The organism is Nocardioides sp. (genome assembly GCA_037045645.1).
Classification (GTDB): domain Bacteria; phylum Actinomycetota; class Actinomycetes; order Propionibacteriales; family Nocardioidaceae; genus Nocardioides.
The window spans coordinates 292,469-316,528 of record JBAOIH010000004.1; the positions used below are offsets into that span (position 1 = coordinate 292,469).

The window sequence follows — 24,060 nt, forward strand, 5'->3', positions numbered from 1 at the left end:
AATTCATGTGGCGATTCTATCGTATAGATGTTCGAAGGAATACCTTTGAACTGGAAATATACACAAAAGAATTACGATGTGCAGATGAAGTTGGAGTTCACCGGCACGGTCGTCGAATGGCGTGGACCGGCGCCGTACTTCTTCATCCCACTGCCCGAGAACGAGGCGGGCATCGTGGATGAGGTCAAGGCTGCGATCGCCTATTGGGGCGTGATCCCGGTGACCGCCACGATCGGGGACACCGAGTTCACGACGTCGATGTTTCCGCGCGAGGGGACGTACTTCCTGCCGGTGAAGGACGCGGTGCGTCGTGCCGAAGGTTTCGGGCTGGGCGATGAGGTGGGGGTGGGGTTGTTTCTCGCGGTGTGATGGTTTCGAGACGGCCGCTTCGCGACCTCCTCAACCACCGGGGGTGGCGGCCTCAGCGCGACCTCCTCAACGACACCGGGGGTGGCGTGGTTTCGAGGGGGCGCCTCATCGGTGGTTGAGGAGCGGCCGCAGGCCGCGTCTCGAAACCACTAGGCGGGGAAGGAGACACCCGTGTTGGCGTCGTTTCGAGGGGGCGCCTCATCGGTGGTTGAGGAGCGGCCGCAGGCCGCGTCTCGAAACCACTAGGCGGGGAAGGAGACACCCGTGTTGGCGTCGTTTCGAGGGGGCGCCTCATCGGTGGTTGAGGAGCGGCCGCAGGCCGCGTCTCGAAACCACTAGGCCGGGAAGGGGACACCCGTGTTGGCGTGGCAGCGGTAGCCGTTCGGGTTCGCCGCGAGGTATTGCTGGTGGTAGTCCTCGGCATAGAAGTAGTCCACGTCGTCGGCAGACTTCAGCTCCGTGGTGATTTCGCCGAGGCCGCGCCGCTGGAGTTCCGCGCCATAGAGAGACGTGAGCTCGCTCGCGGTCCGCTCCTGCTCTGGCGTCGTCCAATAGATCGCCGAGCGGTATTGCGTGCCGACGTCGTTGCCCTGACGCATGCCCTGAGTCGGGTCGTGCACCTCGAAGAAGCGCTTGACCAGGTCCGCGTACGACACGACAGCCGGGTCGAACACGACCCGGATCGCCTCGGTGTGCCCCGTGCGGCCTGAGCAGACCTCTTCGTACGTCGGGTTCGGCGTGAAGCCGCCCGCATAGCCCACCGACGTCGACCAGACGCCGGGCAGTTGCCAGAAGATCTCCTCAGCGCCCCAGAAACAGCCGAGCCCGAAGACTGCCACCGACAGGCCCTCCGGCACGTCATCTGCGAGCACCGGCGCGTCCAGCACGCGGTGTCGTACGCCCGGAGTCATCAGGGCTGTGCTGCGCCCGGGCAGCGCATCATCAGCGGCGACCATCTCGGCTTTGCGCGTGAAGAACATGCCGTCAAGTTTGCCTCGCGCCCGGTTGCGTAGAGTCGCGGGGTGACGCAGTCATCCCACGCAGAGCACCGCCACAAGTCCGGCTTCGACACCCGCGCGATCCACGCCGGGTATGAGCCGGACCCCACCACGGGTGCGGTGATCCCGCCGATCTTCGCGACGTCGACCTACAAACAGGACGGTGTCGGAGGCTTGCGGGGCGGCTATGAATACAGCCGCTCCGCCAACCCGACGCGGACGGCGCTCGAGGGCGCACTGGCGGCGGTCGAGGAGGGCGAGCGCGGCTTCGCGTTCGCGAGTGGACTGGCGGCCGAGGACACCCTGATCCGCGCATTGTGCCGTCCGGGGGACCACGTGGTGCTGCCCGACGATGCGTACGGCGGAACGTTCCGGCTCTTCGACAAGGTCGCCAAGGCGTGGGGGATCGAGCACGATCCGGCGCCGGTGAGTGACGTCGACGCAGTGCGGGCGGCGATCAAGCCGGGTGTCACCACCCTGGTGTGGGTCGAGACCCCCACCAACCCGCTGCTCAACCTCGGTGACATCGAGGCACTGGCCAACGCTGCCCACGACGGCGGAGCCCTGCTGGTCGTCGACAACACCTTCGCGACTCCCTATCTCCAACAGCCGCTGACGCTCGGTGCCGACGTCGTGGTGCATTCGACGACGAAATACATCGGCGGTCACTCCGACGTCATCGGGGGCGCCCTGGTCGTACGAGATCTCGACCTGGCCGAGAAGATCGCCTTCCATCAGAACTCCATGGGCGCAGTCGCCGGCCCGTTCGATGCCTTCCTCACTCATCGCGGGCTGAAGACGCTGGGCGTACGGATGGATCGCCATTGCGACAACGCCGAGCGGATCGCCGACTTCCTGACCAGTCACCCTGCCGTGGGCGACGTGATCTATCCCGGCCTCGCCACGCACCCTGGACACGAGGCCGCCGCGCGGCAGATGCGGCGATTCGGCGGCGTCGTGTCGTTCCGAGTGAAGGCCGGCGAGCAGGCCGCGCTGGATGTCTGCGCCCGAGCCGAGGTCTTCACGTTGGGCGAGTCCCTTGGCGGCGTCGAGTCGCTGATCGAGCACCCGGGCCGGATGACGCATGCCAGTGTCGCGGGGACCGACCTGGAGGTCCCGGCCGACCTGATCCGCCTCTCGGTGGGCATCGAGAACGTCGAGGACCTGATCGCCGACCTCGAGCGCGCGCTGGATTGACTTCGGGGTGAGCCGCCCGATGCGCGCTGGGGTCTAGCCTGTCGGCGTGACTCCGGAGAGCGGCGAACCCGAACGCCATCTGACCTTGGCGCAGCGCCTCGCTGAGCAACGCGAACAACTGCGGGAACTGCGCGAGCTGCGTCGGCGCGAGCAACCGATCGCGATCGGCGCCGGGCGTACGGACTTCAGCCGAGCCCAGGTGCCCTGGGGCGTGGACCTCGCCGCCGCCTGGTCGTGGCGTTTCCTCGTGATCGTGGCCGCCGGGCTGGTCTTGATGAAGGGGCTCTCGAAGGTCTCCGTGATCGCCCTACCCGTGGCGATCGCGATGCTGATCAGTGCCTTGGCGTTCCCGGTCGTACGCAAGCTCAAAGACGTCGGGCTGCCGCAAGGGCTCTCCGCGCTGCTCGTGGTCCTGGTCGGACTCGGCGCCGTCGTGCTGCTGCTGACTTTCGCGGGACAGCAGGTCGCCCAGGGCGCCCAGGACCTCGCGGACTCGGTCGTCCAAGGCATCGGCAAGATCAAGAACTGGCTGCGCGACGGACCCCTTCACGCCAGCGACAGCCAGATCAACGACTACCTCGACCAGGCCCAGAAGGCGATCACCGAGCGTACGAAGGAGGGCAGCGCCCTGACCCAGGTCGCCGAGGTCGGCACCACAGTCGGGCACATCTTCGCGGGCTTCTTCGTCGTGCTGTTCTCGACCTACTTCTTCCTGGCCGAGGGCCAGCGGATCTGGGCCTGGTGCGTACGTCTGGCCCCCCGCGCCGCCCGCGAGAAGGTGGACTCGTCGGGTCGGGTCGCCTGGGTATCGCTGACCCAGTTCGTCCGCGCGACGGTCATCGTGGCGCTCGTCGACGCCGTCGGCATCGCGATCGTCGCGGCGATCCTCGGCGTGCCGTTCGTGCTGGCGATCGGCGTGCTCGTCTTCCTCGGTGCCTTCATCCCGATGGTGGGTGCCACGGTGGCGGGCACGGTCGCGGTCCTGGTCGCGTTGGTGGACCAGGGACCGATCACGGCTTTGCTGATGCTCGGCGGCGTGATCTTGGTCCAGCAGATCGAGGGGCACATCCTCCAGCCCTTCTTGATGGGGCGTTGGGTCTCGGTGCACCCTCTGGCCGTCATCGTCGGCATCGGCTGCGGCGTCCTGGTCGCGGGGATCGCGGGCGCTCTGCTCGCTGTGCCTCTGATCGCGGCCGGCAATGCGGTCGTACAACACCTTGCCGAGTCGACCGATGTGGGCGACGATCCGAGGACACTGCTCGAGGGCGAACTCGCGCGCCACGGCCCCGCTGACGACCTCCATCCGGGGGAGGACGACGGAGAGGTGGGTGACGTCCCCCCGGAGACCGCGAACCGTCCTCGGCCCGAGCCTGAGGAGCACGAGTGACCCAGATCCCCGAGGTGAACCTGGCTGAAGTGACTTTGGCCGACATCGAGGAAGCCGCGCGGGTCCTCGACGGGTTCGCCCTGCGTACGCCCATGGCCGGCGCGCGGTGGCTCTCCGCCCGCGCCGGGGGAATGGTCCGCCTCAAGTGCGAGAACCTGCAACGCACCGGCTCCTTCAAGCCGCGAGGGGCGTACGTCCGGCTCTCCCGGCTGACCGACGAGGAGCGCACCGCGGGAGTTGTCGCGGCCAGTGCGGGCAACCACGCCCAGGGTGTGGCTTTGTCTGCGCAGGAACTCGGGATCAAGGCCGTCGTCTATATGCCGACCGGTGCCCCGATCCCCAAGATCAACGCGACCATCGGGTACGGCGCGGAGGTGCGCTTCCACGGCGAATACCTCGACCAGGCGATCGTCGAGGCGAAGAAGTACGCCGAGGAGAGCGGCGCGGTCTTCATCTCGCCCTTCGACCACGTCGACATCGTGGCGGGGCAGGGGACCGCTGGTTTGGAGATCCTGGAGCAGCAGCCTGATGTACGCACGGTCGTCGTGCCTTTGGGTGGCGGCGGTCTGCTCGCGGGTGTGGCCATCGCCGTCAAGGCGGCCCGGCCGGACGTACGGATCGTCGGCGTGCAGGCGGCAGGCGCGGCGGCCTTCCCGGTGTCACTCCAAGCAGGACACCCGGTGCAGTTGGAGAAGATGACCACGATGGCCGACGGGATCGCGGTCGGACGTCCGGGCGACATCACGTTCAAGGCGATCCAGGAGCACGTCGACGAGATCCTGACCGTCTCCGAGGATTCTCTCTCTCGCGCGGTGTTGACCGTCGCCGAGCGCGCCAAACTGATCATCGAACCCGCCGGCGCCGCCGCGGTCGCCGCAGTGATGGATGACCCGACCGCATTCGAGACGCCCGCCGTCGCGGTGTTGTCCGGCGGCAACATCGACCCGTTGCTGCTCGGCAAGGTGATCCAGCACGGTCTTGCGTCGGCGGGTCGATTCCTCTCGCTGTCGATCGTGATCAGCGACCTCCCGGGTGGGCTGGCCGGGTTGCTTACCGAGACCTCCTCGTTGGGCGCCAACGTGATCGACCTGCAACACGAGCGGGTGTCGCCGTCGCTGTCGATGCACGAGGTGGAGGTCGTCGTACAACTCGAGACGCGCAGCCAGCAGCACGCCGAAGCGGTCGTTGCTGGGCTGCGCGACGCGGGCTATCTGGTTGCGGACTGAGCCGGGGCCGACGGGGCCGACTGGGCCGACTGGGCCGACTGGGCCCGCTCCCGGATCCTCTCCATCCGCTTGCGTGCTGCTGCGGCTGACACTTTGAGCACCTGCGCTGCCTGGGCGATCGTCAAGCCCTCCCAATGCACGAGCGTCACGAGTTCTCGATCCTCGGCGCTCAAGCCGGCCAGGATCGCGTCGGCCTGATCGTTGCTTCGGGCTCAATCTGGCGCACCTCGTCGCGCAGCCGGGCCGCGAGGTTGTGCTGGCGTACGACTCCGCACCTGTGCATGCAGATCCGCAGCGTCCTCCCGAGGGTCCGTACGCCTGGCGAGGTACCCGAGGACAACGGTGCCGTGGAGCGCGACCAGCGCCTCGAACCTGTCGGTCGGGGCGCTCACGGCTGTTGCTCGCAGTTGGCGCCGTAGAAGCTGTTGAGATCGGCATCGGCCATGTCGCCCGCGAGCACCGCGTCGGCGACGGCGTTGTCGAGTGCCACCACTCCGCCGCCGTCGATCTTGTGGTTGAGCTCGCTGTTGGCCAGAGTCTTCAACTCGCGACCGGCGCGCTCACGTCGCGAGTCGTCACCCTTGGCTGCCGCAGCACGGGCATCGCCGACCCACAGGCACTTGGCGTGGAGGCATACATCGAGTCGATGCCGGTTTCTTGCATCATCGCGCCGGTGCCGTCTGGGCGACAGTCGGGGTTGCGGCGGGCCTGATCGACCAACTTCTCGGTGATCTGCGACCACGAAGTCCCAGCCGGCAGGGCGCTCTTCGGCTGGTGGGCCCGGAATCGTCGCGGGATAGTCAGGCGAGCAGATGTTCAGCACTTCGGACGTGTCCACGTCCTCGGTGTTCTTCACGGGGTCGCCGAACCAACCCGTATGCACACCGGCGAGTTCGGCTGCGGCGGCGACGCCGGGGACTGCCACGCCAAGGGCGATGACCCCGAGCGCAATCCGTCGACGCCGTGTCCGGCGAGCCGGGGCCTGCCGGACGATGTCGCGGGTGAGGTTGTCCTGCGCGGCGCGCACGGCTTGGCTGTCGTACGACTCCCGCCGGAGCACTGCAAGCGGATCAGGCTGCTCGTTCATGGTTCCTCCTGAGGTAAGCATTCACTCAGGAGATGTCCGGCACGAACGCCGAATGTGACTGACTCTGAAAAGAATCAGCTGGAATAGGGGACCGCGTCGAGGATCTCTACCTGGATCTCCTTGCCCGTGGGGGCCTTGTAGGAGACCAGGTCACCCTTCTTCTTGCCGTCGATGGCCTTGCCCATCGCCGACTGCGGGGAGTAGACGGTGAGATCGTCGCCGCTCTCGAGTTCCTTGCTGCCGAAGAGGAAGATCTCGGTCTCGTCGAAGGCCGGGAAACGCACGGTGACCTTCATGCCCTGCTCGACCACGCCGTCGTCTGGCGGGGTGTCACCGATCTCGGCGCGACGCAGTAGGTCCTCGACCTGCGCGATGCGCATCTCGAGTTTGCCCTGCTCCTCCTTGGCGGCGTGGTAGCCACCATTCTCCTTGAGGTCACCCTCGTCGCGCGCGGAGGAGATGCGCTCGACGATCGCCTGGCGCTGGGGGCCCTTGAGGTCGTCGAGTTCGGACTTCAGCCGGTCGTACGCCTCCTGGGTCAACCACACCTTGTCCAGGTCGCTCTGAGTCATGAGGGTGTCCTCCAACGTTCGATGATGCTTGGTAATTGCGTATGCCACATCCGTTGTGCGGCGGGTGTTTCGGCCGGTCGCAGGGCCATGCGTTGAGGCATGCGTCAACGGCCGCGGGTGTTGCGTTAGAGGCAAGTCTAGCGAGTGGGTGCTGATTTCGCAGGTCGTTGCTCAGCGCGGACGGTTCTGTCCGTCCCCGGTGCAGCCCTCCAAGGTCACCGCTGTGGCGCGGCGTTCGGTGCGGACCGTCACGGTGTTGGTGCCCTCCTGCGGCACGAACGACAAGTCGCCGACCGAGGAGTGATCGGCCGCCACGGCCTGCACCTTGCAACGGACGCCGTCCTCGTCGGCCTCACCGCGCATCCCCACCTTCACCGTCGCGGTCGCCTCGTGGTCGCTGAGCACCTCGAACGACAACAGGTCCGAGGTGACGACCGGACGGGAGTGGAACCACGCCGCCCAGGCCACCCACGCCAGCGCGGAACCCACGATCAGGCCGATCAGCACGATCCCCGCCTTGCGGCGTCCAGGCGACGGGGTGCCGTATCGGTCGGCGGGACGCTGCGCTGATGAGGTCACCCCCCGATCCTCACACCTAGACTCCAGCCCATGTCGCAGCACCCCACCCCTCCGTTCCCGGGCGAGCCGCTCGCCGGGTTGCGCCTGATGCACGTACACGCCCATCCCGATGACGAGTCGAGCAAGGGTGCGGCCTCGACCGCGCGTTATGTCGACGACGGTGTCGAGGTCACGGTCGTGACGTGTACGGGTGGTGAGCGCGGCTCGATCCTCAACCCCAAGATGGACCGCAAGGGGATCCGTGACCGGATCGCCGAGGTACGCCGGCGCGAGATGGAGTGCGCGCGCGACATTCTCGGTGTGCAGCAGGAGTGGTTGGGATTCGTCGACTCCGGCTGGCCTGACGGTGACCCCAAGCCACCGCTGCCGGAGGGTTGCTTCGGACTGGTGCCGCTGGAGGAGGCGGCCGAGCCGCTCGTACGCCTGATTCGGGCTCTCAAGCCGCACGTCGTGACGACGTACGACGAGCGCGGCGGCTACCCGCACCCCGACCACATCAAGTGCCACGAGGTCTCGGTCGAGGCTTTCCACGCAGCCGGCGACCCCACGCGTTATCCGGACGCGGGGGAGCCGTGGCAGCCGTTGAAGCTCTACTACCACCACGGCTGGAGTTGGGAGAAGACCAACGCGTTGCACCAGGCGATGCTGGAGCACGAGTTGGAGTCGCCGTACGCCGAACGGCTGGCCAACTGGGAACGCGACCCCGCCTGGGACATGCGGATCACGACGCGGGTGCGCTGCGAGAAATACTTCGGCGTACGCGACCAGGCACTGCTGGCGCACGCGACCCAGATCGACCCGGACAGCTTCTGGTTCGCCATCCCGCGCGAGTTGCAGGAGAAGGCCTGGCCCACCGAGGACTACGAGTTGGTCCACAGCGAGGTCGCCTCGGAACTTCCCGAGAACGACCTCTTCGCAGGGATCCCGCTGCCGGTGAGCGGGGCCGGTGGGGGAGAATGATCTGGTGATCACCTTGTTGCTGCGGCTTGCCGAGACCGCGCCCGACGACGACGACGTGGTCGCCGGGCCGTGGGGCGCGCTGATCTTCGTACTGCTGATCGTGGGCACCGCGCTGTTGCTGTGGTCGTTCACCCGCCAGATCAAGAAGACCAACGCCAATGCCGAGGCGGGCGTCTTCGACCAGCGAGCTGCCGAGGCGGATTCTGGGTCTGATTCTGAGTCGAACTCTGGGTCGTGACGCCCACGCCCGCGTCGACCGTCCTGGGCAAGGCGCTCGCCGTGCTCCGGGCGTTCACCGCGGAGGATGACGGCGTAGGTTTCGCCGAGTTGCAGCGGCGTACGGGCCTGCCGAAGGCGACGCTGCATCGCACCTTGGCGTCTTTGGTGGACGAGCGGCTGATCGATCGCCGCGACGACGGCTATCACTTGTCGGGACAACTCTTCCAACTCGGCATGCTCGCCTCGGTGGAGCGGACCCTGATCGAGGTCGCGATGCCGTTCCTCGAAGACCTCTACGAGCGCACCCACGAGATCGTGCATCTGGGTGTGGCTGAGGGTGCCGATGTCGTGTATGTCGCCCGTGTGGGCGGGCACCGATCCGCGGAAATCGCCGACCCGGATCGGCGGCCGGATGCCGCTGCATGCCACCGCGATCGGCAAAGCTCTGCTCGCTCACCTCCCTGCAGACGAGCGTGCCTCGATCCTGGCCGCGCCACTCACGCGACTGACCGCGCGAACCCTCGTCGCGCCGGGTCGGCTCGCCTCACACTTGGAGGGCGTGGTCACATCGGGAGTGGCGTTCGAAATTCGAGGAAGCGGCGCTGGGGATCACCTGCGTCGCCGCTCCGGTGCTCGATTCGTCAGACCTACCCGTTGCTGCGGTGTCGGTTGCCGGGGCGGTGACCCGGTTTCGCCCCGAGCAGCACGCGAGCGCGGTGCGAGCCGCCGCCCAGGCGATCGGCGCGACGCTCGCCCGGCGCGCGGCGATGCGCCCCTAGCCCACCCCTAGCCCCCGGGCGGTCGAGCGGACCGTGGTCCGCTCAACCCCCAACGATCCGGGGGCTTAGCGGACAAAGCGGGGGCTGAGTCCCGATCGGTGTTCCGGTGAGCGGAACTCTCTGCTGGCTTGGCGCTGGTCGGGCGTCCAGGCTGAGGGCATGAGTGAGCAGACGCCCATCGAGCAGGCAGCCCGCCGCCTTCAGGAGGCTGAGTCGACGCGTACGCCCTGCGCCCCGGTGCGTGACCTGATCGGCTCCGATGACGTTGCCGCCGCGTACGCCGTGCAGTCACTGATCATCGCCGACCGGATCGTCGCCGGTGGAGTCGTCGTCGGCCGCAAGATCGGTCTCACCTCGCCGGCCGTACAGCAGTGGCTCGGCGTTGACACCCCGGACTTCGGGGTGCTGCTGGCCGACATGGAGTACGCCGAATCCGACACCGTGCCGATGTCGCGGCTGCTCCAGCCGCGTGCTGAGGCCGAGATCGCGTTCGTACTCTCTGCCGACCTCGCCGACGGTCCGTTCACGGCCGAGTCGGTGCGCGTCGGCCGTCGACCACGCGCGCGCGGCCATCGAGATCGTCGACTCCAGGGTCGCCGACTGGGACATCAAACTCGGCGACACCGTTGCTGATAACGCCTCAGTCCGGGCTCTACGTCCTCGGGGCTACCCGGCTGACCCTCGACGAGTTCTCGCCGATCGACGTCACGATGTCGATGACCTGCGACGGCGAAGAGGTCTCCACCGGCACCGGCGCCGCCTGCCTCGGCGACCCGCTCAACGCCCTCGCCTGGCTGGCCAGCGCCGCTCTGGAATACGGCGAGCCGCTCCGCGCCGGCCAGGTCGTGTTGTCCGGCGCTCTCGGTCCAGTCCACCCCGTGCCTGCCGGCGCGGTCGTACGCGCGGAGATCAGCCACCTCGGCTCGGTCACCGCCACATTTTCAGTAGGAGAACATCTGATGCAGCAAGACCAAGGTCGCCGTGATCGGCTCGGGCAACATCGGCACCGACCTGATGATCAAGATCATGCGCATCTGCCAAGACGCTGGAGATGGCCGCGATGGTCGGCATCGATCCCGACTCCGATGGGCTCGCGCGAGCCGGACGTTTCGGCGTTCCCGACCACCGCCGAAGGTGTCGACGGGCTGATCGCGATGGACGGCTTCGACGACATCGAGATCGTCTTCGACGCCACCTCGGCCGGCGCGCATCGCGCCAACGCGGCCAGCGCTTGCGCCATTCGGCAAGCGCCTCGTCGACCTGACCCCCGCGGCGATCGGGCCGTACGTCGTACCGCCCGTCAACCTCGACGACCCACGCTCGACGCCGAGAACCTCAACATGGTCACGTGCGGCGGCCAGGCCACGATCCCGATCGTCTACGCCGTCTCGCGGGTGACCACCGTGCCGTACGCCGAGATCGTCGCCTCCGTCGCGTCGAAGTCGGCCGGGCCTGGCACGCGTGCCAACATCGACGAGTTCACCGAGACCACGGCGCTGGCGATCGAGGAGGTCGGCGGCGCCTGGAAGGGCAAGGCGATCATCATCCTCAACCCGGCCGAGCCGCCGCTGATCATGCGCGACACGGTCTTCTGCCTGATCGACGACCCTTCCGGGGCTTTGCAGCCCAAGATTCGCGAATCGGTGGAGGAGATGGTGGCGTCGGTCGCAGAATACGTCCCCGGGTATCGCCTGAAGCAGGAGGTGCAGTTCACGCCGGTCGACTCGTCCGACCCGGTGCACACGCTGCTTGGCAAAGGCGTCGGCGAGGTGAAGGTCTCGCACAAGGTGTCGGTCTTCCTCGAGGTCGAGGGAGCCGCCCACTACCTGCCTGCGTACGCGGGCAATCTCGACATCATGACCTCCGCCGCGCTGCGCGTGGGCGAGCAGGTCGCGGCTCAGCCTGAAGGGTGCCTGACATGACCGAGCTCTATATCCAAGACGTCACTTTGCGCGACGGAATGCACGCGATCCGGCACCGGATCGATCCGGCTGACGTGGCTCTCATTGTGGCCGCGTTGGACGACGCCGGTGTTGACGCGATCGAGGTGACCCACGGCGACGGGCTGCAGGGGGGTTCGATCAACTACGGGCCCGGCTCGCATACCGACTGGGAGTGGATCGAGGCGGCGGCCGGTGTCATCAAGAATGCCAAGCTGACGTCATTGTTGGTGCCGGGCATCGGCACCGTGGAGGCGCTGCGCCAGGCGTACTCCCTGGGCGTGCGCTCGGTGCGGGTTGCCACCCACTGCTCCGAGGCCGACGTCGCCAAGCAGCACATCGAGACCGCCCGCGAGATCGGGATGGACGTGTCGGCCTTCCTGATGATGTCGCACATGTTCGCCGCCTGCTGAGCTGGCCCAGCAGGCGCTAGCTCATGGAGTCCTACGGCGCGCACTGCGTCTATGTCACCGACTCGGGTGGCCGACTCACGATGGACGGAGTGCGGGAACGGATCCGGGCCTACCGCGACGTGCTCGTCGCCCGAGCACCCAGACTCGGCATCCACGCCCACGAGAACCTGTCTTTGTCTGTGGCCAACTCGGTCGTCGCGGTCGAGGAGGGCGTCTATCGCGTCGATGCCTCGCTGGCCGGGCAGGGTGCGGGCGCAGGCAATTGCCCCATCGAGCCGTTCATCGCGGTGGCCGACCTGCTCGGCTGGAACCACCGGTGTGACGTGTTCAAACTTCAGGATGCCGCCGACGACCTGGTCCGTCCTTTGCAGGACCGGCCGGTGCGCGTGGACCGCGAGACGCTGACGCTGGGCTATGCAGGCGTGTATTCATCCTTCCTGCGCCACGCAGAGGCCGCATCCGCTCAGTATGGAATCGACACCCGCGACCTGCTCGTCGAGGTCGGCAAGCGGCGCCTCGTCGGTGGCCAGGAGGACATGATCGTGGACATCGCCCTGGACCTGGTGCGGTCGCGGGCCTGAGCTTGGTTTGCGGCACCCCGCCGTCGCACGCGCCCGTCCGCGGCGCGCCCGTGGTCCCGGCCACGGTTACTAACTAAGGCAGTTCGCCGATTCTCAGCCCAATCATGCCGGGGTTTGCGCGGGGACCTAGTCCGCGGATCCTCCAACTGCCTTAGTTAGTAACGCCACTTCGGACCGCCCCTCCACCGCCTGAGCGGCGCCCCCTGTGGAAACGCCGCGTGCGATTCGCGGCAGTCACGCATGGTGGGCACGTGGAGCCGGAGCCAGTCACCGCAGTGGAGGCTGTGATGCGCGCCGGCGGGGTGGCCACGCGTGAGGAACTTCGACGCTTCCTCACCGCCCGGCAGGTGCGTGAGTCGGTGTTGGCCGGAGAGATCGTCAGGTTGCGCCGCGGAATCTATGGGTTGCCGGACGCAGTCGACGCGCAAGCGGCCTTCGCGCGGGTCGGAGGCGTGTCCAGTCACTTGACCGCCGCTCTTGGTTACGAGTGGAAGGTCCAGTTCGCGCCCCGCAAACCGATGGTCGTAGTGCCGCGGAACCGCAGCTTGACGCCGGAGCGTCGCGCAGGCATCGACGTGCGGTGGGGCGACCTCGGCCCAGACGACGTGGATGGGCACCGCACGAGTCGGCTGCGAACCGTGACCGACTGCGCGCGCACGCTGCCCTTCAGCGAGGCGCTCAGTGTCGCCGACTCCGCGCTACGCGAGGGGCGGATCAGCCATCAGCAGTTGATCACCGAAGCCGAGGGAGGTCCGCGCACCGGACGAGCGGCGGCGGTCGCCGTCGCCCGCGCCGCAGACGGCCGGGCGGCAAACCCCTTCGAATCCGCGCTACGCGCCCTGTGCATGCAGGTCCCCGGACTCTTGGTGCAGCCGCAACTCTGGGTCGACCACATCGGTCGAGCCGACCTGGTGGATGTCTTGCTGAGCCTGGTCATCGAGGCAGAGTCGTGGGAATTCCACGGCAGCGAGGACGGCTTCGCGCGCGACATCCGGCGCTACACCGACATGGTGCGCGCCGGGTGGATCGTGGTGCGCTTCACCTGGCACGAGGTGATGTTCGAACCCGAGCGAGTGATCGCGGTGCTCGCCGAGGTCGTCGCCCGCCAGCAGCGCCGGCTTGCTGCCTGAGGATCGGTCGCTGTCTTGTCGGTGGTCACTGCTGGACTCTGCTGGTGAGCACCATGGCCAACCGTGACGCGCTGCCGTACGCGGTAGTGACTCCATGGGAAGGCAAGTACGCGCCTGTGCAGATCGCCTCCAACACGTGCGAGTTGGTGGTGGAGGCGCTTCGGGCCGCAGAGTTGCTGCACAGCTTCGAAGCAACGATCGATGAGCGCGCGCGACTGGTCACGGTTGAGTGGATCTGCACCGACAACTGGGATTCGCTCTGGCAGCTCTTCGTCCCCGACGCTGCCGACGCGCTCAACGAGGCGGGCATCGATGCGTACGGCTTCCTGGAGACCTTTGATCTCCAGATGCCCGATGGGGAGCTGGTGAACATGCTGGAGGCCCGGCCGGCGGACTGGTGTCGGTGCTCAGCATGGCTGCGGAGGTACCAACTCGCTGCAGCGCCGTCGAAGTGCGAGGCGAGAGTCTTGGCGGTCGTGGCGATGCCCGACGACACGGTGTGGTACTTCGGGAGCCCAACCGCTGTGCGAGAAGCTCCACGCCGCCACCGCACCGCACGATCCGCAACAGGTCTGGCCGAGTCATGACGTCGACGGCCAGCTGGTCGGTTTCGGGATGGGGGATCACGTGGATGGCACCCGATTCGTCCGTGCGGCGCGAGACATCAGGCTAGAGATCGGAATGCACGGATTCTGCTGGTGACTGAACCACCGGAATACCCGGGCGGGTGAGTCAAACCGACGAACCGCGGGCCCCCGGAGGGCCTTGGTGCGCTCTGCCACCTCCCTTATGCGCGGGTCTGACCCGGACTGGCGTACGTCACGGGAGCCCGGCGCAGGTGAACTCCTGCTGGAGCCGTGGCCGCCGCTTGTGCTCCTCGCGGAGGCTTGAGATCAGGGCGTCGACCCGCGCAGCTGAGTCGGGTGTGGGCGCGAGTTTGCGCATCGCCGCCAGTCGCTTGGCGGCTCGGCGATGGTGCTCGGCGCCGGTCTCGGTGAGCTCGTGTCGGACGAGTCGCTCGTGGATCGGCAGGACCGCGAGTGGGTCGATCTTCCGGTAGGCGTCGGCCAGATCGGCCCAGCCGTAGTCACTGTCTAGGCAGAGGTCGTGCGCGAGGTCCCAGGCGACCTGCGGGCTTGTCCGAACCAGTCTCGATCGGCGGTGGTGATCTATGCGGCGGACGCGGAGCGCTTCACAGGTTCAGGTGCTCTGCGCCGAGCCATGCGCATCGGCTGCAGGTGCAACCGAGGCGATGGTCGAAGTCGTTGAGCAGCGAGGCGGCGGGGACATCTTTCGATGGCTGGTCGTCCGTCCACGTGATCCTCTTGGTCAGGTGCCAGCCTCGGCAGCGTTCGCATCGGTAGACGCGAAGGGGCCGACCAGAGCGCTTGGACGCGCCAATCGCCACCCGAATCGCATGGGAATTCGTCGCGTATCGGTCTTTGCCGCACGTCGCCGAACGTTGTTGTGGCACCTGTTCTCCTCCTCGATCGAAACATAGGCGAGCGCACCGACAAAGCGGCGGGGCGGTGTCGGCGGCGCTCGAAAACTGAACAGTTTCGGCGGTGAAAAGTGAGCACTCAACGATTGGAGTGTGATCACTTTGGAGGACTGGGCGCTGATCAGAAGGCTGGCTGCGGATGGGGTGCCGAAGGCGCGGATCGCTGAGCGGCTGGGGATCTCGCGGACCACGGTCATCAAGGCGGTGAATTCGGACGCGCCGCCGCGGTACGTGCGGACGCCGGGGCCGACGTCGTTCACGGAGTACGAGCCGCACGTGCGGGCGCTGTTGGTCGAGGTTCCGGACATGCCGGCCACGGTGCTGGCCGAGCGGGTGGGCTGGACGGGCTCGATCCGGTGGTTCAGCGAGAACGTGCGGCGGCTGCGTCCCGAGCACCGCCCCGTCGACCCCGCGGATCGGATCACTTGGACTGCGGGTGACGCGGCGCAGTGCGATCTGTGGTTCCCGCCCAGGAAGATCCCGCTCGAGGACGGCACCACGAAGCTGTTGCCGGTGCTGGTGATCACTGCGGCACATTCGCGGTTCGTGACCGCACGGATGATCCCGACGCGGAAGACCGAGGACCTGCTGCTGGGCTCGTGGGAGCTGATCCAGCAACTGGGCCGGGTCCCGCGGCGGCTGATCTGGGACAACGAGCCCGGCATCGGGCGCGGCCCACGTCGCGCCGAGGGTGTCGCCGCGTTCATGGGCACCCTGGCCACCAAGCTCGTGTTGCTGCCGCCGCGAGACCCTGAGTCCAAGGGCGTGGTGGAACGCCGCAACGGCTGGTTCGAGACCTCCTTTATGCCAGGTCGCACGTTCACCTCACCGGCCGACTTCAACACCCAGTTCACCGACTGGCTGGGCCAGGCGAACGCCCGGACGGTCCGCACGATCAAGGCCGCGCCGAGCGATTTGATTGACGCCGACCGGGCGGCGATGTTGCCGCTGCCGCCGATTCCGCTGCACCTGGGGTGGCGCAACAAGATCCGGCTGGGCCGCGACTACTACGTCCGCCTCGACACCAACGACTACTCCGTCGACCCGCAGGTGATCGGCCGGATGGTCGACGTGGCCGCCGACCTCGACTGCGTCCGGGTCCGCGCCGAGGGCCGGATCGTGGCCGAGCATGCCCGCGCCTGGGCCAGAGGAACCACGGTCACCGACCCGGCACATGTCGAGGTCGCCGGCTGGCTGCGCAAACAGTTCCAACAGCCCAGCGCCCGCGCGGCCGCTGGCGATGACCTGGTGCGGGACCTGTCCGACTACGACCGCGCCTTCGGGATCAGCGGCGGCACCGGTGGTTGGGAGGAGATCATCTGATGGCCACCACGAAGAACGCCGCCAAGGCAGCCAGTACCGAGGCCGTCAAGCAGATCACCTACCTCGCTGCGGCCCTCAAAGCGCCCCGGATCACCGAGGCCGCCGTCCGGCTGGCCGACCAGGCCCGCGACGCCGGCTGGACCCACGAGGACTATCTGGCTGCGGTCTTGGAACGAGAAGTCAGCGCCCGCAACGCCTCAGGTGCACAGCTCCGGATCCGCGCCGCCGGGTTCGGTGCCGTGAAGACGCTGGAAGACTTCGACTTCGACGCCCAACCAACCGTCCGCCCCCAGGTCGGCGCGCTGGCATCGGGCGGGTTCCTGACCGAGGGACGCAACGTCGTCCTGCTCGGCCCGCCCGGGACCGGGAAGACCCATCTGGCCACCGCCCTGGGCGTTGCCGCCGCACGACACGGCCACCGCGTCCTGTTCGCAACCGCGACAGAGTGGGTCACCCGACTCACCGACGCCCACCGGGCCGGCAGGCTGCCCCAAGAGCTCACCCGGCTGCGCCGCTACGGGCTGATCATCGTCGACGAGGTCGGCTACCTGCCCTTCGAACAGGACGCCGCGAACCTGTTCTTCCAACTCGTGTCCAGCCGCTACGAACACGCCTCCCTGATCCTCACATCCAACCTTCCGTTCAGCGGCTGGGGCGGCGTGTTCGGCGACCAGGCCGTCGCCGCGGCGATGATCGACCGCATCGTCCACCACGCAGATGTGCTGACGCTCAAGGGCGCCAGCTACCGACTGCGCGGCAGGGGCATCGACAGCCTGCCCAGCATCCGCGCCACCACCGACCAGACCGAGCCCTAGACTCGGCAACACCGCTCACTTTTCAAGCGCCGAGAACGACCAGCTTTGGAGCGCCGTCGACAGGCGGTGGGGATGTGGTTTTCGAGACGGCCTTGCGGGCCCCCTCAACCACCGGGGACGAGCCTGCTCCACCACCGAAGTCGGCGCAGCCGCGTACGGTCGGGCACATGGCCAACCGTCTCGTCGCAGCCACGTCGCCATACCTCCAGCAGCACGCGGACAACCCTGTCGACTGGCGGAGTGGGGAAGCGAGGCCTTCGACGAAGCGCGCAAAAGAAACGTCCCGTGCTGCTGAGCGTCGGGTACGCCGCCTGCCGCTGGTGCCACGACGTTCAGCCTGAGCGGTCGTCGACGAAATTTCGACGAAACCGCAGGTCAGAAGGGGTAAGGCGGTCCGGGCCGGTTCAGGGAGTTTCGCCGTTGGACGCCGATTTCGGGGGCTCGTGCATCCTCTCGTGTATCACTCAAGCCCGTTTGGCGGAGGGTGACTTGGTGCCGCGAGGGTCGGGGAAGCCGAGGCTGATGTAACCGGGTGCGCGCTTGTTGAGTGCTGCCGTGAGGACTGGAACCTCGACGTCATGGTAGTCGTGCACCTCTGCAGTGCGCTTGCCTGGATGAGCTCGAAGGACCCGTCCGGCGTACTGCACGAGGCGTCCCTTGAACGAGATCGGCCCGGCCAGGAAGAGGGTGTCCAGTGCTGGACAATCGAATCCCTCCCCGACGAAGTGGCCGGTGGCAACGACGAGTAATGGTGGGCCGTCATCGGAGGGGACTAGGCGCTCGGTCGCCGCTGCGCGTTGCTTGGCGCCCATCCCACCCTTGAGAACCACTGGGTCCAGCCCCTGCGCGGTGAGCGCTGCTGCGAGGTGGTCGACGTGGCCCGTGCGTTGGGCCAGGACCAGACAGTGTCGTCCGCGCCCCAGGGCGTCGACCACATCGGCGAGGATCTGCTCGTTGCGCACCCCGTCCTCTGCGAGGGCCGCGTGGACGCTCGCGATCGCGCCCGGAATGGCGAAGTCGACCGGTTCCGACAACTGGAAGGCTGTTGGGTGGACGATGAGTACGGGGCGTGGCCTCTCGGCGTTGGCACCTTCGAGCGTGTCGGGGTCGGCGTGTGTGAAGGTGTGGCGGACCGGGCCGAGTTGAAAGCCGATCAGGTCATCGAGGCCGTCGCGCCGATAAGGCGTGGCGGTGAGCCCGACCCAGTAGCGCGCGGGGATGGCGCGGACAGCGGCATCGAACGCGGCAGCCGGGACGTGGTGACACTCGTCGACGATGACCTGGCCGTAGGAGCCGAGCTTCTCGGCGAGGTCGGTTCGGCGGGCGAGCGTCTGCAAAGTGGCGATGTCAACAATGCCGGTTAGCCTGGATCGGCCACCGCCGAGCTGCCCCGGCTTGATCCCGAGGAGGGCGGTGATCTCGCGGCGCCATTGATCGGCGAGCGTCTTGCGGTCGACCAGCACCAGCGTCGAAACGGTTCGCTGGGCTATGACTGCGCACGCCATGACGGTCTTCCCAGAGCCGGGCGGAGCGACCAAGAGTCCCAACTCATGCGGCAGTACGGCCTCCACTGCTTCCTGCTGCTGCGGCCTGAGGTCGAAGGTCGGCGAGAGGTGCAAAGGATCTCCGGCGACCCGCTGATCGTCGACCTCGACCTTGCTGCCGGCCCCCTCGATGAGCCGCGTCGCGGTGTCGCGCAGCCCGCGCGGGAGGACGAGGTGGTCGTCGAGCGTCTCATCGTAGGAGGTGATGATGCGCGGGACGTTCCACGTCGACTGCCGGCGGCGATGGCGGTCGTAGAACTCCGGGTTGTACGTCGAGGCGGCGTGCTTCAAGGTCGCGTACAGCGAGGGGCTCAGCTCCGAGCCGGGAATCCCTACCGTGCCGTCAAGGCTCAGATGAACGATCGGTGCCGGATTCGGCTGGGTCTTGGTCGACCGGGCGGGCTGGGCACGGTCGACACGCGCCCCGACCTTCGGCTCCCGGAGCGCCGAGGCGAGCTTTGTGACCTGCCTCGGGGTAAGGCGTTCCAAGGTGGAGAGGTACTCCCATTGGTCTTCGAACGGCTCCAGCGTGGCCAGGTCGAGAAAGACCGTGGTGCCGAGCCTTCGTGACTTGCCGTGGAGCGGGGCCGCGATCAGGTTCCCGAGGCCCTGGCCAGGCAGCACGTCCTGGGAGGGGAAGAGCCTGTCATAGCAGCGAAGGTCCATCCGGCCACGGATGGCGATCGCCTCGCGGACAAGAGCGGTCCCGAGCTGACGGGCGGCAACCGCTGGCACAGGATCAGTGAAGAAGATCCACACGTGCGCGCCGACACCAGAGCGCGAGACCTCCAAGGCTGCGGGCGCGCCAACGGCCCGTGCCGCCTTCAGATAGGCGAGCGCGTCGAGCATGGCGGCCTGCCCGTCGAAGTCGGCCGCGAGCCAACAGGTCTGGTCGCCGGCGAGCATCGGATAGAGCCCGATGTGGACGTCGCCAGTCAGATGCGCGGCCAGGACCTCGGGCGTGAGCGGGAGGTGCCGCACCTCCGAGGCTGCGCGGCCCTTGCGCCAGCCGCCCTCGACGGCAGGCATCCACTCCGACTTGTTCATGCGGGCGTTCTCCCAACGCACGGCGTGGACGTCACGTCTTGCGCAGAACAACGCGGCGTAGAAATCGACCTTGGCTCGCGAGGGGGAACGCGCGTCCACCGGACCCGGTGCTTTGTCGAACCACGCTGCCTGGGTGCCACGAACTGGAGTCGCCTCCGCGTCAGTCAGCTTGAGGAGCTTGCGCAGGCGGTTGTTCTCGGCCCGCAGACTCTCCAGCTCGGCTTGCAGATCGCTCACGGTGTCAATCCTCTTGGTTTGGAGCCGGGGCCCCGTGGCCGATCACGTCAAGGCTGAGAGTAGGTCCTGCGCGAGGAGGCTGACCGAAGCCGAAACCGTGTCTGGCTGGCCGACTCCTTCCTCGGCGCGACCGGCCATCATGGCACCGAGGGCGTCTGCGGTTGCGAAGAGTTGCTCCAGGTAGCCCAGCGCCTGTGTTGTGGCCCCTTGCGCGACTTCGTCGGCATGGAGGCGCTGCATGGTCTTGGCGAGATCGGGAGTCTCGGTAGCCACCAGCAGTCGGTAGATGTCGTGCGCGTCCTTGTCGTTGAGACGGTCGGGAGTGTCGACCCGTTCGCCCAACTCGTGGAGCTTCGCCACGAGCAGTGCCGCAGAGCCTGCGACGTTGATGACGGCGCTCCGGCCGTCGCCGTTCAGCGAGCCGACGGTCATCGGCGACTGGTCGATGAGCGCGGCCTCCAGGCCGGCCGCCCGGCGTGCCGCGTGCTTGGAGTGGGGCGGGATGCGGACGCCGCGTCGGCTGCCGGAGCCAGCAAGGTGCTCTGGGACCATCAGATCGACGGGGATCCCGTTGGGTGACATCCAGGCGCCGGGTTGCTGACTGACCGGGTTGAGAATGAAGCCTGCGCTGGTCATCGCCTCCTCGAGAAGGGGATCCTCACCAAGTTCGCGGGTGTCGATGGCGAGGTCGGAGTCCTTGGTTGCCTCGGCCAGGGCGAACGTGGCTTTGCCTGTGCGTAGGTAGATCGCTTGGGCACCGATGAGGATCACCGATGCCTTGTGCGCTTCGAGAGCTGCGATCGCGTCGAGCAAAGCGGTACGTGCCTCAACGATCACGTTGTCTGCGCCAGGCATCTGGGTTCTCCTTCATCCAGTCCAACAGGTATTCGCCTTCAGCAGGGTTTCGGCCGGGGCCGCCGAGTAGGTCGGCGACTGCCTGGCTGGGAGCAACGATGGTGATGTCTCTCCACTTCGATGTGCGCTCGAAGACAACGGGCGAACGCGGCGCCGTGAGGATGACGTTGGCGCCAGCATCCACGGGGCGCAGCCCAAGGTCTGCTGCGAGTTTCAGTGGGTCGTCTGCGTAGATGAGTCCCAACCGAGCCTCGGCGTATGAGGCATAGGGCTGAGTGGCCAAGGAGCCACTCACCGCGTAGCGCTGTGATGGCGGCTGTTTGCCGAGCTTCTCGACGAGGGTGTCGAGCCCGCGCGGTTCGAGGAAGCCACGCGTCGTGCTGGTGTCGAGATATCGAGCGTCCTGGCTCCACCGGCGAAGTAGCTCGGGCCAGTCGACATCCGTGATCGGCTCACGTTCGGTGCGAGTGAGTAGCCCTTCACCGATGAGGTAGTCGCTGAGGCGGTAGGCGGCGCCGAGCGATGCGCCGGCCAAGTCGGCGAGTTCAGAGACGGAGTACGGCGGGACGAAGTCAGCCAGTGTACGGACGAGCCGGGCGGCAGGGAGGCCCTTCAGGCTGGTCGTCGGGCGTCCGGGACCCCGCCACGGATCGGCGCTCGCGCCTCGATTGGACAGTAGGACCAGCGGGTCTTCCGACATCAGGTACAGGTTTCCGGTGGCGTCGGCGTAGGCGATGTCCCGTTCTTGCAGCACCCGCTGCTGCTGGGTGCTGAGGTAGCGAGCGATCAGCATCGGCCGCATCCTGGCCGGGTTGTCGCCCTGCAGGGCGAGGAGTTGATTGATGGCGGGGAGCAGGTTGCTCGAAGCCAGCGCACGCTTGGCCTCGACGGCGTACGTCGCCACGGTTTTGCCTTCCCGCACGAGAGAAAGCCGAGCGTCTGGGCGGAGGGAGGCGTCGGTGGCACCATCCAGTCCGCCGACTCCGGTCTTTGTCTTGATCGTCCAGCCCGCTGGGAGTGCAGCTTGGATGCGCGCAGCCGCCGTCAGTACGACGTCCGCCTCGCTCTTGGGCTCGTCGCCGTACCCTTCGAGGGGCAAAGTGAGTGTGCGCTGAACTCCGGACATTTCTCGATAATAACCAAGTTCCACGGATCGCGGAAGATTGCTATTTTCGAGAAATCGCGGACGGAAGACATCATGCCGTCGATGGAATGTGCCAGATGCTCGACAAGCCGACCGAGGTGCTCCTGGTGGTAGGCGGCGACCTCGGCGCGGGCCGCTCGACGCTCGGCCTTCGTGGACACGATCTGAGGCTAGCCAGACTCTCGGTTCTCGAAAATGGCTGAGTTCCGTTCGAAGCGTAAGGTCGCGGTTCCCGGGAAGCCAGGTGACCAACCTTGTTCGCAAGGAGCCTGGCTCGGTGGTGATCCGCGACCAGGTCATCATCGACGCGTACGGCGGCATTGACCGCATGGCAGAACAAGTCGACATCCTCCGGTATGACTAGCCTGAGACTCATTTGAACAGTATTCTGTTCAAATGAACTTCGGCGAACCCTTTGGTGGGCTGATGCCCGGCGCGCGAGGTGCGGTGCTCGCCGTACTGCTGCGCACCGGCGCACCGCTGACTGGGCGGCGCGTGCACGCGTTGATCGAGGATCGGCACAGCCTTGGTGCAGTGCAGCAGGCGCTTCGAGATCTCGACCGCCTCGGACTCATCACGACTGAGACCATCGGACGTGCTGGCGTGCACCGCATCAACGAGGGCCATGCGGCCATCGCTCCTCTTCGCGCACTGGCCAGCCCGATCGAGATGTTGACTCGAGTCGTGCGGGAGGCGGCGAGCGGGGTGGACGCGGTGATCGTCTTCGGATCCGTCGCTCGCGGGGATGCGCGCGCGGACAGTGACATCGACCTCGTCGTGATCGCCCCCGCTGAATGGGCCGGGAGGGCTGACCTGCAACAGAAGGTGCAGGAGGGTCTCGGAAATGACTGCGACGTCCTCCATCTCACGCGGGAGCACTTCGACCTGGCACCCGAGGAACGGGAGCCGGTCATCGCCGAGATCCTTCGGGATGGAGTCGCACTGGTCGGCAAGATGCCACGTCGGATCCGGGTGGCGTCATGACGAGTGGGGAGAGCAGGAACCACGCTCGGAGCTATCTCCACAAGGCGCAGCAGTACCTCGACTCGGCTCAGGACAACCTCGATCTGGAGCGCGCGACTCCCGCTGCTGGAGATGCGATCCACGCCGGCATCAGCGCCAAGGACGCGATCGTGACAGTGCTGACTGGCAAGTCCGGCAAGGCGAAGGACCATGCCAAGGCAGCGAAGGAGTTGCGTCAGGCCCTCGGAGCCAACAGCGATGCCGCGTCAGCGGAGAGGGCGTTTCGGGAGTTGATCTCCATGAAGGGCGAGGTTGAGTACGGCACCGCGCTCATCTCTCTTGCCAAGGCGAAGCCACTCGTCCGGCGAGCGGAGTTCCTCGTCGACCTTGCGAAGCGACTTGTCAGGCAGCCTTGAGCTGCGGTGCCGACTCGACCTGCCGTTCTCAGCCCGCGCGCCGTCGCTTGGGCTGCGGGAGCAGGTCGGTGATCGCGAGAGGCTCGCGTTGGGGCGTAACGGGTGACTCCATCGCCGCCTCGACCAACTCCATGCGCTTCTCCTCCCACTCCAGCAGCTGGTCCAGCCGCCACCGATCCGGGTGTGTCATGACCGGCGGCGGCACCAACTCGCATTCCTTGAGGTGCTGGTAGCCGCGGGTCTTCCCCCAGTCATACCGCGCCATCACCTCGCGCGCGCTCAGGAACACGTGGCGCGGGTAGTCCACGGCGATCACCGGCGGGTCCCGACGACGGGATTCGACGCGGTCCGCCGGCTGCGGATCCAGGCTCGCAGGTCGCCGACGGTCGTGTCGAGCCGTCGGCCGATCTTGAAGAACTCCGGACCGGTTCCCTCCTGCCGCCACCAGCGCACGGTGTTCGGCGAGGTCAGCAGCGTCTCGGCCACCTCATCGAGCGTGAGCAGTGCAGTTCGTCCTCGTGGCGAGCGTGAAACGGCATCTCCTGCTTGTTCATGATTCCTCCTGGTTGCCGCGAACCACGGCGGTCCGCTGACAACAGACAGGTGTCACGTACGGCCGGTACGGAGAGCGGTCGTGCCGCTTTCTCGACCACGGAGCAGTGGGTGCCGAACGCTGTCTTGGCATCTGATGTCCTCCTCGAGCGAGATGTAGGAGAGCGCACCGATAAAGCCGCGATGTAGAGAGCGTGGTTTCGAGACGGCCCTTGCGGGCCTCCTC

Annotated in this window: 29 protein-coding genes and 2 pseudogenes; 22 read left to right on the forward strand and 9 right to left on the reverse strand. The window is 67.0% G+C overall.

Annotation, left to right across the window (positions count from 1 at the left end):
• The first annotated feature begins 84 nt into the window (after nucleotides 1-84).
• Nucleotides 85-369, forward strand: coding sequence for a DUF1905 domain-containing protein (locus tag V9G04_14695; protein ID MEI2714500.1), 285 nt, complete (start codon nucleotides 85-87; stop codon nucleotides 367-369).
• A gap of 335 nt (nucleotides 370-704) precedes the next feature.
• On the opposite strand, the gene msrA is transcribed toward V9G04_14695, so the two are convergent.
• Nucleotides 705-1,349 (reverse strand): peptide-methionine (S)-S-oxide reductase MsrA, encoded by a 645-nt coding sequence (gene msrA, locus V9G04_14700; GenBank protein ID MEI2714501.1) that lies wholly within the window; start codon nucleotides 1,347-1,349, stop codon nucleotides 705-707.
• Between the two features lie 42 nt (nucleotides 1,350-1,391).
• Here msrA and V9G04_14705 point away from each other — a divergent pair, with 42 nt between their 5' ends.
• From V9G04_14705 to V9G04_14720, 4 genes are all read left to right on the forward strand, one after another.
• On the forward strand, nucleotides 1,392-2,564 hold the full coding sequence (locus V9G04_14705) for a cystathionine gamma-synthase (GenBank protein MEI2714502.1): 1,173 nt from the start codon (nucleotides 1,392-1,394) through the stop codon (nucleotides 2,562-2,564).
• 46 nt (nucleotides 2,565-2,610) lie between these two features.
• Nucleotides 2,611-3,951, forward strand: coding sequence for an AI-2E family transporter (locus V9G04_14710; protein MEI2714503.1), 1,341 nt, complete (start codon nucleotides 2,611-2,613; stop codon nucleotides 3,949-3,951).
• Entirely contained in the window at nucleotides 3,948-5,177 is a 1,230-nt protein-coding gene (gene ilvA, locus V9G04_14715) for a threonine ammonia-lyase (protein ID MEI2714504.1), read from the forward strand. Before V9G04_14710 ends, ilvA begins: the two co-directional genes overlap by 4 nt.
• Before the next feature lie 134 nt (nucleotides 5,178-5,311).
• A complete protein-coding gene (locus V9G04_14720) occupies nucleotides 5,312-5,596 on the forward strand; it encodes a hypothetical protein (protein ID MEI2714505.1) in 285 nt (94 codons plus the stop codon).
• Here the strand turns inward: V9G04_14720 and V9G04_14725 are convergent.
• The 3 genes from V9G04_14725 to V9G04_14735 form a co-directional block, all read right to left on the reverse strand.
• Nucleotides 5,566-6,264, reverse strand: coding sequence for a hypothetical protein (locus V9G04_14725; GenBank protein ID MEI2714506.1), 699 nt, complete (start codon nucleotides 6,262-6,264; stop codon nucleotides 5,566-5,568). The genes V9G04_14720 and V9G04_14725 overlap by 31 nt on opposite strands.
• A 74-nt stretch (nucleotides 6,265-6,338) precedes the next feature.
• On the reverse strand, nucleotides 6,339-6,836 hold the full coding sequence (gene greA, locus V9G04_14730) for a transcription elongation factor GreA (GenBank protein ID MEI2714507.1): 498 nt from the start codon (nucleotides 6,834-6,836) through the stop codon (nucleotides 6,339-6,341).
• A gap of 171 nt (nucleotides 6,837-7,007) precedes the next feature.
• Complete coding sequence (locus V9G04_14735) at nucleotides 7,008-7,415, reverse strand: DUF4307 domain-containing protein (protein ID MEI2714508.1); 408 nt, start codon at nucleotides 7,413-7,415, stop codon at nucleotides 7,008-7,010.
• 30 nt (nucleotides 7,416-7,445) lie between these two features.
• Here V9G04_14735 and mca point away from each other — a divergent pair, with 30 nt between their 5' ends.
• The 14 genes and pseudogenes from mca to V9G04_14805 all read left to right on the forward strand — a co-directional run bounded on the left by mca (nucleotide 7,446) and on the right by V9G04_14805 (nucleotide 17,604).
• Nucleotides 7,446-8,375 (forward strand): mycothiol conjugate amidase Mca, encoded by a 930-nt coding sequence (gene mca / locus V9G04_14740; protein MEI2714509.1) that lies wholly within the window; start codon nucleotides 7,446-7,448, stop codon nucleotides 8,373-8,375.
• Nucleotides 8,376-8,379: 4 nt separating this feature from the next.
• Nucleotides 8,380-8,613 carry a hypothetical protein gene (locus V9G04_14745; protein ID MEI2714510.1) on the forward strand — a complete coding sequence of 78 codons (234 nt, stop codon included), beginning with the start codon at nucleotides 8,380-8,382 and terminating at the stop codon, nucleotides 8,611-8,613.
• Between the two features lie 41 nt (nucleotides 8,614-8,654).
• Nucleotides 8,655-8,735 (forward strand): annotated as a pseudogene (locus V9G04_14750) (helix-turn-helix domain-containing protein).
• 271 nt (nucleotides 8,736-9,006) lie between these two features.
• A pseudogene (locus V9G04_14755) lies at nucleotides 9,007-9,108 on the forward strand (IclR family transcriptional regulator C-terminal domain-containing protein).
• A 115-nt stretch (nucleotides 9,109-9,223) separates the two neighbouring features.
• Nucleotides 9,224-9,373 (forward strand): hypothetical protein, encoded by a 150-nt coding sequence (locus V9G04_14760; GenBank protein MEI2714511.1) that lies wholly within the window; start codon nucleotides 9,224-9,226, stop codon nucleotides 9,371-9,373.
• Between the two features lie 159 nt (nucleotides 9,374-9,532).
• Nucleotides 9,533-10,006, forward strand: coding sequence for a hypothetical protein (locus V9G04_14765; protein ID MEI2714512.1), 474 nt, complete (start codon nucleotides 9,533-9,535; stop codon nucleotides 10,004-10,006).
• Complete coding sequence (locus V9G04_14770) at nucleotides 10,000-11,295, forward strand: acetaldehyde dehydrogenase (acetylating) (protein ID MEI2714513.1); 1,296 nt, start codon at nucleotides 10,000-10,002, stop codon at nucleotides 11,293-11,295. Before V9G04_14765 ends, V9G04_14770 begins: the two co-directional genes overlap by 7 nt.
• On the forward strand, nucleotides 11,292-11,726 hold the full coding sequence (locus V9G04_14775) for a hypothetical protein (protein MEI2714514.1): 435 nt from the start codon (nucleotides 11,292-11,294) through the stop codon (nucleotides 11,724-11,726). Before V9G04_14770 ends, V9G04_14775 begins: the two co-directional genes overlap by 4 nt.
• A 23-nt stretch (nucleotides 11,727-11,749) precedes the next feature.
• Nucleotides 11,750-12,307 (forward strand): 4-hydroxy-2-oxovalerate aldolase, encoded by a 558-nt coding sequence (gene dmpG, locus V9G04_14780; protein ID MEI2714515.1) that lies wholly within the window; start codon nucleotides 11,750-11,752, stop codon nucleotides 12,305-12,307.
• A 251-nt stretch (nucleotides 12,308-12,558) separates the two neighbouring features.
• The gene (locus V9G04_14785) at nucleotides 12,559-13,437 is read left to right on the forward strand and encodes a type IV toxin-antitoxin system AbiEi family antitoxin domain-containing protein (GenBank protein ID MEI2714516.1); all 879 of its coding nucleotides are present in this window, start codon (nucleotides 12,559-12,561) and stop codon (nucleotides 13,435-13,437) included.
• Between the two features lie 44 nt (nucleotides 13,438-13,481).
• On the forward strand, nucleotides 13,482-14,024 hold the full coding sequence (locus tag V9G04_14790) for a hypothetical protein (protein ID MEI2714517.1): 543 nt from the start codon (nucleotides 13,482-13,484) through the stop codon (nucleotides 14,022-14,024).
• Nucleotides 14,025-15,031: 1,007 nt separating this feature from the next.
• Nucleotides 15,032-16,261 (forward strand): IS21 family transposase, encoded by a 1,230-nt coding sequence (istA, locus tag V9G04_14795; GenBank protein ID MEI2714518.1) that lies wholly within the window; start codon nucleotides 15,032-15,034, stop codon nucleotides 16,259-16,261.
• Entirely contained in the window at nucleotides 16,261-17,076 is an 816-nt protein-coding gene (gene istB / locus V9G04_14800; protein ID MEI2714519.1) for an IS21-like element helper ATPase IstB, read from the forward strand. Before istA ends, istB begins: the two co-directional genes overlap by 1 nt.
• Before the next feature lie 72 nt (nucleotides 17,077-17,148).
• Nucleotides 17,149-17,604: a DUF255 domain-containing protein gene (locus V9G04_14805; GenBank protein MEI2714520.1), complete on the forward strand. Its 456-nt coding sequence runs from the start codon at nucleotides 17,149-17,151 to the stop codon at nucleotides 17,602-17,604.
• Here V9G04_14805 and V9G04_14810 read toward each other — a convergent pair.
• Genes V9G04_14810 through V9G04_14820 form a run of 3 tightly spaced genes read right to left on the reverse strand, consistent with a single transcriptional unit; the run spans nucleotide 17,541 to nucleotide 21,885 of the window.
• The gene (locus V9G04_14810; GenBank protein ID MEI2714521.1) at nucleotides 17,541-19,904 is read right to left on the reverse strand and encodes a DEAD/DEAH box helicase family protein; all 2,364 of its coding nucleotides are present in this window, start codon (nucleotides 19,902-19,904) and stop codon (nucleotides 17,541-17,543) included. The genes V9G04_14805 and V9G04_14810 overlap by 64 nt on opposite strands.
• A 42-nt stretch (nucleotides 19,905-19,946) precedes the next feature.
• A complete protein-coding gene (locus V9G04_14815; GenBank protein MEI2714522.1) occupies nucleotides 19,947-20,759 on the reverse strand; it encodes a GSU2403 family nucleotidyltransferase fold protein in 813 nt (270 codons plus the stop codon).
• A complete protein-coding gene (locus V9G04_14820) occupies nucleotides 20,731-21,885 on the reverse strand; it encodes a hypothetical protein (GenBank protein ID MEI2714523.1) in 1,155 nt (384 codons plus the stop codon). The genes V9G04_14815 and V9G04_14820 overlap by 29 nt, the downstream gene beginning before the upstream one ends.
• Before the next feature lie 95 nt (nucleotides 21,886-21,980).
• Between V9G04_14820 and V9G04_14825 the strand changes: the two genes are divergently transcribed.
• From V9G04_14825 to V9G04_14835, 3 genes are all read left to right on the forward strand, one after another.
• The gene (locus V9G04_14825) at nucleotides 21,981-22,106 is read left to right on the forward strand and encodes a hypothetical protein (protein ID MEI2714524.1); all 126 of its coding nucleotides are present in this window, start codon (nucleotides 21,981-21,983) and stop codon (nucleotides 22,104-22,106) included.
• Nucleotides 22,107-22,299: 193 nt separating this feature from the next.
• A complete protein-coding gene (locus V9G04_14830) occupies nucleotides 22,300-22,887 on the forward strand; it encodes a nucleotidyltransferase domain-containing protein (GenBank protein MEI2714525.1) in 588 nt (195 codons plus the stop codon).
• A complete protein-coding gene (locus V9G04_14835) occupies nucleotides 22,884-23,282 on the forward strand; it encodes a hypothetical protein (GenBank protein ID MEI2714526.1) in 399 nt (132 codons plus the stop codon). Before V9G04_14830 ends, V9G04_14835 begins: the two co-directional genes overlap by 4 nt.
• Nucleotides 23,283-23,310: 28 nt before the next feature.
• On the opposite strand, the gene V9G04_14840 is transcribed toward V9G04_14835, so the two are convergent.
• Together V9G04_14840 and V9G04_14845 are read right to left on the reverse strand one after the other, a co-directional pair.
• Nucleotides 23,311-23,598, reverse strand: a complete 288-nt coding sequence (locus tag V9G04_14840; protein ID MEI2714527.1) for a hypothetical protein — start codon at nucleotides 23,596-23,598, stop codon at nucleotides 23,311-23,313.
• Nucleotides 23,595-23,768 (reverse strand): hypothetical protein, encoded by a 174-nt coding sequence (locus V9G04_14845; protein ID MEI2714528.1) that lies wholly within the window; start codon nucleotides 23,766-23,768, stop codon nucleotides 23,595-23,597. Before V9G04_14845 ends, V9G04_14840 begins: the two co-directional genes overlap by 4 nt.
• Between the last annotated feature and the right edge of the window lie 292 nt (nucleotides 23,769-24,060).